Genomic DNA, 12,418 nt, shown 5'->3' on the forward strand with positions numbered 1-12,418 from the left:
TTGCCCGGGCGCGGTCCGGGCGGCACTCCGACCCACGACGTACGCAGAAGGCTGACACGCGCGCATGGCAACGACGAACGACCTCAAGAACGGCATGGTTCTCAACATCGACGGCCAGCTCTGGGCCGTGGTGGAGTTCCAGCACGTCAAGCCCGGCAAGGGCCCGGCCTTCGTGCGCACCAAGCTGAAGAACGTCGAGTCCAACAAGACCGTCGACAAGACCTTCAACGCCGGCACCAAGGTCGAGACCGCGACGGTCGACCGCCGCACCATGCAGTACCTCTACAACGACGGCAGCTCCTACGTGTTCATGGACGTCCAGAGCTACGAGCAGCTCGAGGTGCCGCCGGAGATCGTGGGCGACACCAAGAACTTCCTGCTCGAGAACCAGGACGTCATCATCGCCACCAACGAGGGTCGGGTGCTGTTCATCGAGCTCCCGGCCTCCGTGGAGCTGCAGATCACCTTCACCGAGCCCGGCCTTGCCGGCGACAGCGCGACCGGCCGCACCAAGCCGGCGACGCTCGAGACCGGCCACGAGATCCAGGTCCCGCTGTTCATCAACCAGGGCGAGAAGGTCAAGGTCGACACGCGCGACTCCTCCTACCTCGGCCGTGTGAAGGGCTGATGAGCGCCCGGTCCAAGGCCCGCAAGCGCGCGCTGGACGTCCTCTACGCCTCGGACATGCGCTCCGAGAGCCCGGTCGAGGCGCTCGACCGCGCCATCGCGGACGGCGAGGGACCGACCAACGACTACACCGCCACGATCGTGCGCGGCGTGGTCGAGCACCAGGCCCACATCGACGAGCTGCTCTCGTCGTACTCCGAGGGCTGGGAGCTGAGCCGGATGCCCGCGGTCGACCGCAACGTGCTGCGGATCGGCGTGTGGGAGCTGCTGTACGCCGACGACGTCCCCGACGCCGTCGCGGTCAGCGAGGCGATGGCGCTGGTCACCGAGCTCTCCACCGACGAGTCGCCGCAGTTCGTCAACGGCATCCTCGGCAGCGTCGTGAGGAACAAGCAGACGATCGTCTGACCCGTCTCGCGGGCGTCCTGGGCCATAGTTGGCCCATGGTCGCTCACGAGGTGGACCTGGTCGTCATCGGCACCGGACCCGGCGGCGAGGCCCTCGCCACCGGCGCCGCCGAGGCAGGCCTGCGGGTGGTCGCGGTCGACCGGCACCTGGTCGGCGGCGAGTGCCCCTACTACGGCTGCATCCCGACCAAGATGATGGTGCGCGGCAGCGACCTCGTCGCGGAGGTCCGGCGGGCGGGGGCGGTGGCCGGGGAGGCCACGATCGCCCCCACCTGGTCGGTGGTGGCCCGGCGGCTCGACGAGGACGCCACCACCGGATGGGACGACACGATCGCGGTCGACCGGCTCCAGGACGCCGGGGCCACCGTCCACCACGGGGTCGCGCGGCTCGACGGACCCCGGCCGGGTGCGGGTCGAGCTCGCGGACGGCACCGAGCGGGCGTACGCCGCGAGCCGCGGCGTCGTGCTCAACCCCGGGACCCGGCCGGCCGTCCCGCCGGTCGACGGCCTGGCGGGGACGCCGTACTGGACCAACCGCGACGCGGTCCGGGTCACCGAGCTCCCCGCCTCGCTGGTCGTGCTGGGCGGCGGGCCGATCGGCTGCGAGCTCGCGCAGGTGTTCTCCCGGTTCGGGGTGCAGGTGACGGTTGTGCAGCACGCCCCGCGCCTGCTCACGGCGGACGAGCCGGAGGCCTCGGCGCTGATCGGGAAGGTCTTCGCCGACGAGGGCATCCGCGTGCTCACCGGGGTCGAGCTGACCCGGGCCGCGCACGCCGAGGCAAGGTTCGCGCTCGACCTCGACACCGGTGAGCGGCTGACGGCCGAGCGGCTGCTGGTGGCCGCCGGCCGGACCCCCAACCTCGACGACCTCGGACTGGAGACCGTCGGCCTGGACCCCCGGGCCCGCACCCTCGACGTGGACGTCCACCTGCGCGCGGGGGAGGGGCTGTGGGCGATCGGCGACGTCACCGGCAAGGGCGCGTTCACGCACGTGTCGATGTACCAGTCGGCCGTCGCCCTGCGCGACATCCTCGGCGAGCCCGGGGCGCCGGCGCGCTACCACGCCGTACCGCACACCACGTTCACCGATCCCGAGGTCGGCGGCGTGGGGCTCACGGAGCAGCAGGCGCGCACGGCCGGGCTGCGGGTCCGGACCGGCTCCACGCCGCTCGAGCGGTCGTCGCGGGGTTTCACCCACGGACCCGGGGGGAACGGCCTGATCAAGGTCGTCGAGGACGCGGATCGGGGAGTCCTGGTCGGAGCCACTGCGGTGGGTCCGGCGGGCGGGGAGATCCTCGGCTTCCTGGCCGTCGCGGTGCACGCGGAGGTCCCCGTCGACACCTTGAGGAACATGATGTACGCCTATCCCACCTTCCACCGGGCCATCGAGTCCGCCATCGCCGACCTGTCATGAGCGTCTCGGGAGGGAGCACCGCGCGACGGGCCGAGGGAGCCGGCCGCGACGCGCACAACAGCGACTGGATGGAGTACGCCGTCCGCGCGGGCCTGGTGGCCTACGCCGTGGTGTACCTGATGATCGGCTGGCTCGCCGTCCAGCTCGCCTTCGGCGACCGCGAGGGCAAGCCGTCGAGCTCCGGAGCGATGCACCAGCTCGCCGAGCAGCCCTTCGGCGACATCCTGATCTGGGTCGTCTCGATCGGGATGTTCCTGCTGGTGCTCTGGAAGCTGCTCGACGCGGCCTTCGGCCACCAGGAGGAGCGCGACGACGGCAAGCGGACCCGCAAGCGGCTCGTGTCCGTCGGCAAGGCGATCATCTACGGCGCGATCGGCCTCTCCGGCCTCAAGGTGGCGACCGGGTCCGGGTCGTCCGGAAAGGGCCAGGAGACCTGGACCGCGAAGGTCATGGACATGACCGGCGGGCAGCTCCTGGTGGGCCTGGTCGCGCTGGCGATCATCGCCTACGGCCTCTACCAGGGCTACCAGGCCTGGACCGAGGGGTTCGCCGACAAGCTCGACGCGGAGGGCCGCAGCGGCAGCACCGGCACGGCCTACATCGCGTTCGGCAAAGCGGGGTACACCGCTCGGGGCATCGCGTTCGTCATCGTCGGCGGGCTGTTCGCCTACGCGGCCATCACGCATGACGCGAAGAAGTCCGGCGGCATCGACCAGGCGCTCTTCGAGGTCCTCGACACCACCTTCGGGCCCGTGCTGCTGTGCCTGCTGGGGGTCGGCCTGGGCTGCTACGGGCTGTTCACGCTCGCCCGTGCCCGGCACCTGTCGAAGTAGCCCGCGCCGGTGACGTCGGTCGACCCCGTTGACGTGGTCGTCCTCGGTCTCGGGGCCGGGGGCGAGCACGCCGCTCGCAAGCTCGCCGAGGCGGGCCTGTCGGTCGTCGGGGTCGAGAGCGACCTCGTCGGCGGGGAGTGCCCGTTCTGGGGCTGCACGCCCTCCAAGCTGCTGATCCGAACCGCCCAGCAGGGCCGGCCCTGGAGCCGGGCCGCAGAGCGGATCCGTGAGGCCAACCACGACTGGACCGACGACCAGCACGCCGGTCCACTCATCGAGGCCGGAGTGCGTGTCGTGCGCGGGCACGGCCGGCTCGACGGACCGGGGCGGGTCGTGGTCGAGACGGCCGCGGGTGGCGAGGAGTACGACGCGCGACTCGGCGTGGTCCTCAACACCGGCACCCGGCCGGCCGTCCCCGCCATCACCGGCCTCGCGGGGACGCCGTACTGGACCAACCGGCAGGTGATGCGTCAGACCGAGCCGCCCGCGTCGCTGGTGATCATCGGGGCGGGTCCGATCGGCGCCGAGCTCGCCCAGGCGTTCGCGAGGTTCGGAACTCGGGTCACGATGCTCGAGGCGCAGGACCGGATGCTGTGCCCGGAGGAGCCGGAGGCCTGCGAGGTCGTGGCCCGGGCGCTGCGGCGCGAGGGCGTCGAGATCCGCACCGGCGTCGACGTGGCCGAGGTCCGGCACGGGTCGCCGGAGGGCTCTCCGGACGGGTCGTTCGAGGTCGACGTAGACGGTGAGACCGTGTCAGCGGATCGGCTGCTGGTCGCGACCGGCAGACGGATGAACCTCGACGACGTCGGCCTCGAGACCGTGGGGCTCGATCCGGAGGCCGACCGGGTCGCGACCGACGAGCGGATGCGCGCCGGCGACCGGCTCTGGGCGGTGGGGGACATCACCGGCCACGGCGCCTACACGCACCTCTCGATCTACCAGGCCCAGGTCGCGGTCCGCGACCTGCTCGGCGCGGACGGCCCGTGGGCCGAGTACCGCGCGGTCAGCCGGGTGACCTTCACCGATCCCGAGGTCGGCTCGGTCGGTCTGACCGAGGAGCAGGCACGGGCGGCCGGGCTCCGGGTCGCGGTCGGGCATGCCGAGGTGCCGCGGTCCAGCCGGGGCTGGATCCACGAGGCGGACGGGATCGTCAAGGTCGTGGCCGACGCCGACCGCGGCGTGCTGGTCGGTGGCGCCGTGGTGGCGCCGTACGGCGGCGAGGTGCTGGGGCTGCTCACGGCCGCGGTGCACGCCCGGATCCCGGTGGCGACGCTGCGCAGCATGCATTACGCCTACCCGACCTTCCACCGGGCGATCGCGGCGGCACTCGCGGACCTCTGAGGCCGACTCGTCGTCGCGTGGCCGCACCGTGGAGACCGCCCGGCTGGCCTGCCGGGATCGGTCACCCACGGCGCGTGTGACGGTGCCGATATCGGGGAATCACTTGCACAGCAGGAACTCGCCTGTCTCTCGAGAGAGGACGCCGATGTCGCAGGAAGCATGGAGCACGGCAGGCTCGCGACCCGACCTGGACGGCTCGGACGCCACCCGTGACGGGGCCGGAGACCGGCTCCGCGCCCCCGAGGACCTGGCGACGTACGCCGCGCGCCGCGACGCGTGGTCGGCCGGTGGGCCCGGGGCGTCGGGGGCACCGGTGCCCGGAGATCCTCTGACCGATCCCCTCGCGGGTCCGCCGCCGGGACGGCCGGTGGTCCCGGTCATGCCCACGTCGCCGCCGCCCAGCTCACCGCCGCCGGCGTACCGCCCCCCGGCGAGCTCGCCGCCGCCCGCCCCTCCCGCCGTCGTCGTCGAGGGACCGCCCGCGGATCCGGGCGTCGTGATCGAGCCCGGCGACCGACCGGGCGAGGTGCGCAGGTTCATGACCGCCACCGACTTCCTCGACCGGCGTGACGGCTCCCACGAACACGGACCGGCTTCGTGGGGGTGGCGGGGAGCCGTCCGACGCCTGAGCGGTGGCCTGATCACGCCGCGGATGGGACCGGCGGAGGCGGCGTACGAGGACCAGCGCCGCACTATCCAGCGCGACTTCGACGGTCCGCGCACGATCGCGTTCATCAACCCCAAGGGCGGTGCCGCCAAGACCACGGGCGTCCTGGCGGCGGGCTACACGTTCGGCACGGTCCGCGGCGGCGGCGTCGTGGCATGGGACAACAACGAGACCCGCGGCACGCTCGGGATCAGGGGCACCCGCAGCACCCACCGCAACACCACGCGTGAGCTCCTCGAGGATCTGGAGCGGTTCACCGACGTCTACCAGTCCCGGATCGGTGACCTGGGCGCGTTCGTGCGCTCGCAGGGCGACGCCCACTTCGACGTGCTGGCCTCCGACGAGCGCCCCGACGTGACGGGCACGATCCGCGCCCAGGACTTCGACGCCGTGCACAAGCTGCTCGAGCGGTTCTACCGGATCATCCTCATCGACACCGGCAACAACATGCGCGCCGAGAACTGGCTCGCGGCGGCCGGTGCCGCGGACCTGCTCGTGGTCACCAGCACCGTGCGCGAGGACACCGGCTACAGCGGGCTGTGGATGCTCGACGCCCTCCAGGACGCGGGCTACCAGAACCTGAAGTACAAGGCGATCACCGTTCTGTCCGACCCGTCGGCGACCGTCGACACCAAGCTCGCGGCCGACCTCGTCGAGGTCTACCAGCAGCGGACCCGCGCGGTCTACCGGGTGCCCTACGACCCGGCGCTCGTGTCCGGCTCGGTCGTGCCCTATGCCCAGCTGTCCGAGCACACCAGGATGCAGTGGCTCAAGGCCTGCGCCGGGATGGCCGCCGCGCTCTGAGGCCACCGGCCTCGCGGCGCCAGCGCTACGGTCGAGATCATGCGTGCAGTCGTCTACCAGCAGACAGGTCCGTCGTCGGTGCTCGAGGTGGTCGACCGGCCGGTTCCCGAGCCGGGGCCGGGCGAGGTGCGGGTGCGCCTGGTGCGTGCCGGGGTCAACCCGACCGACTGGAAGTTCCGCGCCGGCATGATGTCGGGGTACGACGAGGTCACGCCGGGCCAGGACGGCGCGGGGGTCGTGGACGCGGTCGGCGCCGGTGTCGTCGGCCTCGCGGTCGGGGACCGGATCTGGCTGGTGCTCGCCCAGCACGGGCGCGCCTACGGCACCGCTGCCGAGTACACCGTGCAACCGGCCGATCGCGTGGTGGCGCTGCCCGAGCACGCGTCGTTCGACCTCGGCGCCAGCCTGGGCGTCCCGGCCGTCACCGCCCACCGCGCGCTCACCTCGCTCGAGGGTGGCCCGGCCCGGCTCGCGCCCGGGGCGCTGGCCGGCCGGACGGTGCTGGTGGCCGGGGGAGCGGGGGCGGTCGGCAACGCCGCGATCCAGCTGGCGCGATGGGCGGGCGCGACCGTGGTGACCACCGTCAGCAGCGAGGAGAAGGCCGCGCTCGCGCGCGCCGCCGGGGCCGACCACGTCGTGAACTACCGCGAGCCGGACGTCGCCCAGCGGATCCTCGCGGTCGCCCCCGGCGGTGTGGACATCGCGGTCGAGGTCGCGCCCGCGCAGAACATCGCGCTGGACCTCGAGGTGGTCCGGGTGCACGGCACCGTGGCCATCTACGCCAACAACGGGGGCGACACCCTCACGATGCCGCTGCGCGCGGCGTTCGGGAAGAACCTCCGCTTCCAGTTCCTGATCCTCTACACCCTCGCCGACCACCTCCTGCAGGCCGCGGTCGAGGACGTCGCCGCCGCCGTGACGGCCGGCGCGCTCCGGGTGGGCGCGGAGGCGGGGCTGCCGCTCCACCACTACCCGCTCGAGCAGACCGCCACGGCCCACGACGCCGTCGAGAACGGCGCCGTGGGCAAGGTGCTCCTGGACGTCTCCGAGTGACGAAGACCTCACTGCGGAGCTGGTGGCCCGTCGGGCCCGCGACGACTGTGTGATCAACCACCCCTGCAGAGATTTTGCGCGGGCGGCGATGCAAGTTCATGCATGACGTTGTAGGGTGATCCACAACGACGCGCGCGAGCGTGCCGCGGCATGGTCGATGGCCCTCTTGCGGGCTGGGACCTGTCCCGGTCGGCAGTGCCGTTCGTCCCTCCTGCCCGCTCAGCGCCGGGCCCTAGCGTCCTTCACAGGACGGAAGATCGGTCTTCCGTCTCCTGAAGGAGGCCCGAACTACATGACTCAGCAAATGGTCCGACCACCGTCGGGCCCCAGCCCTGAGCAGCCCTCGCGAGCAGCCGGAACCCTGGCCCTGCCCGCGCTGGTCGCACTCGTCGTCGGATCGATGATCGGCAGCGGCATCTTCGCCCTGCCGTCCCAGATGGCCGGGAGCGCCGCTCCAGGACCGCTGCTCATCGGCTGGCTCATCACCGGCGTCGGCATGCTCATGCTGGCATTCGTCTTCCAGACGCTCTCGCGCCGCAAGCCCGAGGTCGACGGCGGTGTCTACGGATATGCCCGCGCCGGGTTCGGCAACTACCTCGGCTTCACCTCCGCCTGGGGGTACTGGATCAGCGCCTGGATCGGCAACGTCGGCTACCTCGTGCTGCTGATGTCGACGCTCGGCTACTTCATCCCCGCCTTCGAGGGCGGCAACACCGTGGCCGCGGTCGCATTCGCCTCCGTCGTGCTATGGGTCCTGCACTGGCTGACCACGCGTGGCGTCCACAACGCCGCCTTCGTCAACACCCTGGTGACGATCGCCAAGATCGTCCCGATCGTCACCTTCATCGCGATCGCCGCCGTCGGCTTCAAGGCCGGCATCTTCACCGCCGACGTCTGGGGTGACAACCAGGGCCTGGGCACCACGCTCGACCAGGTCAAGAACATGATGCTGGTCACCGTCTGGGTGTTCATCGGCATCGAGGGCGCCTCGGTCTACAGCCAGCGCGCCGCGAAGCGCAGCGATGTCGGCCGCGCCACCGTGATCGGCTTCGTCGGCGTCCTCGGCCTGCTGCTCGCGGTCAACCTCCTGTCCTACGGCCTCATGAGCCAGGCGAAGATCGCCGGTCTCGACGACCCGTCGATGGCCGGCCTCATGCGGCACGAGGTCGGTGCCTGGGGCACCGGCTTCATCTCGGCCGGCCTCGCGATCTCGCTGCTGGGCGCGCTCCTCTCGTGGGTGCTGCTCTGCGTCGAGATCCTCCGGCTGCCCGCCCAGGAGGGCGTGCTCCCGCGCCAGCTCGGCGCGGAGAACCGTTACGGCGCCCCGTCCAACGCGCTCTGGCTGACCAACGGCTGCGTCCAGCTGATGCTGCTGTGGACGCTCGTCAACGACAGCACCTACACGGACCTGATCTACCTCGCGACCTCGCTGATCCTGCTGCCGTACCTCTGGTCGGCGCTCTACCAGGTCAAGCTCGCGTTCACCGGCGAGACCTACGGTCAGCACGACAACCGCACCCGCGACATCGTGATCGGCATGGTCGCCCTGGCCTACGCCGTGTGGCTGGTCTACGCAGGCGGCTGGGAGTACGTGCTCGTCGCCGGCATCTTCTACCTGGTCGGCACCGCCCTGTACGTCTGGGCACGCACGCAGGTCCGGGCCGAGATCTTCACGGCCGCCGAGCGCCTGGTCGTGGCCGTGGTGGTCGCGCTGTCGATCGCCGGCGTCATCGGCCTCGTCCAGGGCTTCGTCTCCATCTGAGCGTCGCTCCTCATCACGGGAGGCGGGGCGGTCCTCGGGCCGCCGCCCCGCCTGGCCCGGCCTCCCATCGGAGCGCCCGGCCCCCGAGGACGTCCCCGGCCCCACCAATCCCCCCAGCAAGGAAAGAATCATCATGGCTATCGAACAACTGCCCCGGGCGACGGTCGAAGGGACCGTCACCGACCCCAGAGTCGGCGTATGGTCCGAAGCCGGCCGTCTCCGACGCGTGATGGTCTGCGCGCCCGGTCTGGCCCACCTGCGGCTCACCCCCGAGACCTGCGACGAGCTGCTGTACGACGACGTCATCTGGGTCAGCCAGGCCAAGCGGGACCACTACGACTTCGTCACCAAGATGCGCGACCGCGGCGTCGAGGTGCTCGACATGCTGCAGCTGCTCGTCGACGTCGTGCGCTACCCCGAGGGCCGCAACTGGATCCTCGACCGCAAGATCACCGACGACCAGATCGGCCCCGGCCTCGTCCACGAGGTGCGCGCCTGGCTGGAGAGCCTGCCGGCCGAGAAGCTGGCGGAGTTCCTGATCGGCGGCGTCGCGTTCAGCGACGTCCCCGACGACATGGCCGGCTCGTTCCTGCGGTCCTTCCGCGACGCCGACGTCCAGCAGTTCGTGCTCCCGCCGCTGCCCAACACGGTGTTCGCCCGCGACAACTCCTCGTGGGTCTACGGGGGCGTGACGCTGAACAGCATGTACTGGCCGGCCCGCCGCCAGGAGACGCTGCTGACCACCGCGATCTACCGGTTCCACCCGGCCTTCGCCGGCGAGGACTTCCGGGTCTGGTTCGGTGACCCCGACCAGCAGCCCCGCGACCGCGGCAACGCCACGATCGAGGGCGGCGACGTCATGCCGATCGGCAACGGCGTGGTCGTGATCGGTATGGGCGAGCGGACCTCGCAGCAGGCGATCACCCAGGTCGCCCGGTCCCTGTTCGCGGCGGGTGCCGCCGAGCGCGTGATCGCCGCCGGCCTGCCGCGGACCCGTGCGGCCATGCACATCGACACCGTGTTCACGTTCTGCGACCGCGACGTCGTCACGGCGTACGGCCCGGTCGTCGACAAGATCGACAGCTTCTCGCTGCGGCCCGACGAGTCCTCGCCGTCCGGCCTGGACGTCCGTCACGAGGACAAGCACTTCGTGGACGTCGTCTCCGACGCTCTGGGCGTGCCGATGCGCGTCGTGCCCACGGGCGGCGACCGCTGGGGCTCCGCCCGCGAGCAGTGGGACGACGGCAACAACGTCCTCGCGCTCGAGCCCGGCGTCGTCGTCGGCTACGACCGCAACACGCACACCAACACCCAGCTCCGCAAGGCCGGCATCGAGGTCATCACGATCGACGCCAGCGAGCTGGGGCGGGGCCGGGGCGGCGGGCGCTGCATGACCTGCCCGATCCTGCGCGACCCCATCGACTACTGACCTACGACCGGACCCGATCCGGAACAAGAGAGGAAACACCACCCATGCCGGTCAACCTTCGCGGGCGCCACCTGCTCAGCCTGCGTCACCACACCCCCGACGAGATCCGTCACCTGCTCGACCTGTCGCGCGACCTCAAGCGCGCCAAGTACGCCGGGACCGAGCGCCAGCTGCTCCGGGGCCGCAACGTCGCGCTGATCTTCGAGAAGACCTCCACCCGCACCCGCTGCGCCTTCGAGGTCGCGTCCTACGACCAGGGCGCGCACGTCACCTACATCGACCCCGCGTCGTCCCAGCTGGGCCACAAGGAGTCGGTCGCCGACACCGCGCGCGTGCTCGGCCGCATGTACGACGCGATCGAGTACCGCGGGTTCTCCCAGGACGTCGTCGAGGAGCTGGCGAAGTACGCCGGCGTCCCGGTCTTCAACGGGCTCACCGACGAGTTCCACCCGACCCAGATGCTCGCCGACGTCCTCACCATGCGGGAGCACTCCGACAAGCCGCTGCACGAGATCGCGTTCGCGTTCGTCGGCGACGGCCGCAACAACGTCGCCAACTCGCTGCTGCTCGTCGCCGCCAAGCTCGGCATGGACGTCCGCATCGGTGCCCCGCGTGCGCTGTGGCCCGAGGACGAGCTGGTCAAGCTCTGCCACGAGCTCGCCGAGTCCTCCGGTGCCCGGATCCTGATCACCGACGACCCGAAGGAGGCCGTGGCGGGTGTGGACTTCATCTACACCGACGTCTGGGTCTCGATGGGCGAGCCGGTGGAGTCGTGGGCCGAGCGGGTCGAGCTCTGCCTGCCGTTCCAGGTGAACGCCGAGCTGCTCCACGCCGCCGGCAACCCCCGGGTCAAGGTGCTGCACTGCCTGCCGGCCTTCCACAACACCCAGACCAAGGTCGGTGCCCAGGTCGTCCAGCAGTACCCGCAGCTCGCGAACGGCGTCGAGGTCACCGAGGACGTCTTCGAGTCGGCGGCCAACATCTCCTTCGACCAGGCGGAGAACCGGATGCACACGATCAAGGCGCTCCTCGTGGCGTCGCTGGCCTGAGGAGGACGACATGAGAATCGTGATCGCACTGGGGGGCAACGCCCTCCTGCGCCGTGGTGAGCCGCTGACCGCGGAGAACCAGCGCGCCAACATCCGGATCGCCGCCGAGCGGATCGCCACCGTGGTCCCCGACCACGAGGTGGTCATCGCCCACGGCAACGGTCCCCAGGTCGGCCTGCTCGCGCTCCAGGCGGCGGCGTACGAGGACGTGCGGCCCTACCCGCTGGACGTCCTCGGCGCCCAGACCGAGGCGATGATCGGCTACGTCATCGAGCAGGAGCTCGGCAACGTGCTGCCGCTCGAGAAGCACATCGCCACCCTGCTGACGATGGTCCGCGTGGACCCGGAGGACCCGGCGTTCCAGAACCCGACGAAGTTCATCGGGCCGGTCTACATGCGTGAGGAGGCTGAGGCGCTGGCCGCCGAGAACGGGTGGGCCATCCGACAGGACGGCTCGTCGTACCGCCGCGTCGTCGCCTCGCCCGAGCCGCAGCACATCTACGAGGTGCCCTCGATCCGGGCGCTCGTGGAGAACGGCACGGTCGTCGTGTGCGCCGGCGGCGGCGGCATCCCGACCGTCCTCGAGCCCGGGCGCATCCTGCGCGGGGTCGAGGCCGTCATCGACAAGGACCTCGCGTCCTCGCTCCTCGCCGAGGAGATCGACGCGGACCTGCTGGTCATCGCCACCGACGTGGACGGCGTGTACGTCGACTGGGGCACGCCCGACCAGCGCCGGCTCACCGAGACGACCCCGGCCGAGCTGCGGGCGTTCGACTTCGCGGCGGGCTCGATGGGCCCGAAGGTCGAGGCCGTGTGCCGGTTCGTCGAGCACACCGGGCGGACGGCGGCGATCGGCTCGCTCGCCGACATCGCCCACATCGTCGCCGGCCACGCCGGGACCCGGATCGTCCCCGACGGTCAGGGCACACCGGCGGGACAGGACCGGGAGCTGGCCGTCTCCGGCTGACCTCCGCAGCTGACCCCCGTCAGGCCGGGTCGTCGCATCCGGCCCGGTCCACCACGTCGACCCGC

At 71.4% G+C, this 12,418-nt stretch carries 12 protein-coding genes and 1 pseudogene; 12 read left to right on the forward strand and 1 reads right to left on the reverse strand.

Annotated features, from left to right (window positions below; translation table 11 throughout):
* Window positions 1-64: 64 nt before the first annotated feature.
* The 3 genes and pseudogenes from efp to QQZ14_RS07885 all read left to right on the forward strand — a co-directional run.
* A complete protein-coding gene (gene efp / locus QQZ14_RS07875; protein ID WP_284533696.1) occupies window positions 65-628 on the forward strand; it encodes an elongation factor P in 564 nt (187 codons plus the stop codon).
* Complete coding sequence (gene nusB / locus QQZ14_RS07880) at window positions 628-1,035, forward strand: transcription antitermination factor NusB (RefSeq protein ID WP_284533697.1); 408 nt, start codon at window positions 628-630, stop codon at window positions 1,033-1,035. The genes efp and nusB overlap by 1 nt, the downstream gene beginning before the upstream one ends.
* A gap of 35 nt (window positions 1,036-1,070) precedes the next feature.
* Window positions 1,071-1,190, forward strand: a pseudogene (locus tag QQZ14_RS07885) (hypothetical protein); the annotation flags it as partial.
* Between the two features lie 14 nt (window positions 1,191-1,204).
* Here the strand turns inward: QQZ14_RS07885 and QQZ14_RS07890 are convergent.
* Complete coding sequence (locus QQZ14_RS07890; protein ID WP_284533780.1) at window positions 1,205-1,345, reverse strand: hypothetical protein; 141 nt, start codon at window positions 1,343-1,345, stop codon at window positions 1,205-1,207.
* A gap of 95 nt (window positions 1,346-1,440) precedes the next feature.
* Here QQZ14_RS07890 and QQZ14_RS07895 point away from each other — a divergent pair, with 95 nt between their 5' ends.
* The 9 genes from QQZ14_RS07895 to arcC all read left to right on the forward strand — a co-directional run bounded on the left by QQZ14_RS07895 (window position 1,441) and on the right by arcC (window position 12,353).
* On the forward strand, window positions 1,441-2,448 hold the full coding sequence (locus QQZ14_RS07895; RefSeq protein WP_284533699.1) for a dihydrolipoyl dehydrogenase family protein: 1,008 nt from the start codon (window positions 1,441-1,443) through the stop codon (window positions 2,446-2,448).
* Complete coding sequence (locus QQZ14_RS07900) at window positions 2,445-3,281, forward strand: DUF1206 domain-containing protein (protein ID WP_284533700.1); 837 nt, start codon at window positions 2,445-2,447, stop codon at window positions 3,279-3,281. Before QQZ14_RS07895 ends, QQZ14_RS07900 begins: the two co-directional genes overlap by 4 nt.
* Before the next feature lie 9 nt (window positions 3,282-3,290).
* Complete coding sequence (locus QQZ14_RS07905; RefSeq protein ID WP_284533701.1) at window positions 3,291-4,622, forward strand: dihydrolipoyl dehydrogenase family protein; 1,332 nt, start codon at window positions 3,291-3,293, stop codon at window positions 4,620-4,622.
* A 145-nt stretch (window positions 4,623-4,767) separates the two neighbouring features.
* On the forward strand, window positions 4,768-6,093 hold the full coding sequence (locus tag QQZ14_RS07910; RefSeq protein ID WP_284533702.1) for a MinD/ParA family ATP-binding protein: 1,326 nt from the start codon (window positions 4,768-4,770) through the stop codon (window positions 6,091-6,093).
* A 39-nt stretch (window positions 6,094-6,132) separates the two neighbouring features.
* Entirely contained in the window at window positions 6,133-7,146 is a 1,014-nt protein-coding gene (locus QQZ14_RS07915) for an NADPH:quinone reductase (protein ID WP_284533703.1), read from the forward strand.
* Between the two features lie 292 nt (window positions 7,147-7,438).
* Window positions 7,439-8,908, forward strand: a complete 1,470-nt coding sequence (arcD, locus tag QQZ14_RS07920; RefSeq protein WP_284533704.1) for an arginine-ornithine antiporter — start codon at window positions 7,439-7,441, stop codon at window positions 8,906-8,908.
* 133 nt (window positions 8,909-9,041) lie between these two features.
* Window positions 9,042-10,337, forward strand: coding sequence for an arginine deiminase (gene arcA / locus QQZ14_RS07925; protein ID WP_284533705.1), 1,296 nt, complete (start codon window positions 9,042-9,044; stop codon window positions 10,335-10,337).
* A gap of 44 nt (window positions 10,338-10,381) precedes the next feature.
* Window positions 10,382-11,386, forward strand: coding sequence for an ornithine carbamoyltransferase (locus QQZ14_RS07930; RefSeq protein ID WP_284533706.1), 1,005 nt, complete (start codon window positions 10,382-10,384; stop codon window positions 11,384-11,386).
* A 10-nt stretch (window positions 11,387-11,396) separates the two neighbouring features.
* The gene (arcC, locus tag QQZ14_RS07935; protein WP_284533708.1) at window positions 11,397-12,353 is read left to right on the forward strand and encodes a carbamate kinase; all 957 of its coding nucleotides are present in this window, start codon (window positions 11,397-11,399) and stop codon (window positions 12,351-12,353) included.
* The last annotated feature ends 65 nt before the right edge of the window (window positions 12,354-12,418 follow it).

Source organism: Nocardioides sp. T2.26MG-1 (genome assembly GCF_950101795.1).
Classification (GTDB): Bacteria; Actinomycetota; Actinomycetes; order Propionibacteriales; family Nocardioidaceae; genus Nocardioides.

Excerpts from the sequence above, each read along its gene's own strand:
- arcC (WP_284533708.1), top strand. The coding sequence starts at position 11,397 with ATGAGAATCGTGATCGCACTGGGGGGCAACGCCCTCCTGCGCCGTGGT.
- nusB (WP_284533697.1), top strand. The coding sequence starts at position 628 with ATGAGCGCCCGGTCCAAGGCCCGCAAGCGCGCGCTGGACGTCCTCTAC.
- efp (WP_284533696.1), top strand. The coding sequence starts at position 65 with ATGGCAACGACGAACGACCTCAAGAACGGCATGGTTCTCAACATCGAC.
- arcD (WP_284533704.1), top strand. The coding sequence starts at position 7,439 with ATGACTCAGCAAATGGTCCGACCACCGTCGGGCCCCAGCCCTGAGCAG.
- QQZ14_RS07910 (WP_284533702.1), top strand. The coding sequence starts at position 4,768 with ATGTCGCAGGAAGCATGGAGCACGGCAGGCTCGCGACCCGACCTGGAC.
- QQZ14_RS07930 (WP_284533706.1), top strand. The coding sequence starts at position 10,382 with ATGCCGGTCAACCTTCGCGGGCGCCACCTGCTCAGCCTGCGTCACCAC.
- arcA (WP_284533705.1), top strand. The coding sequence starts at position 9,042 with ATGGCTATCGAACAACTGCCCCGGGCGACGGTCGAAGGGACCGTCACC.
- QQZ14_RS07915 (WP_284533703.1), top strand. The coding sequence starts at position 6,133 with ATGCGTGCAGTCGTCTACCAGCAGACAGGTCCGTCGTCGGTGCTCGAG.
- QQZ14_RS07900 (WP_284533700.1), top strand. The coding sequence starts at position 2,445 with ATGAGCGTCTCGGGAGGGAGCACCGCGCGACGGGCCGAGGGAGCCGGC.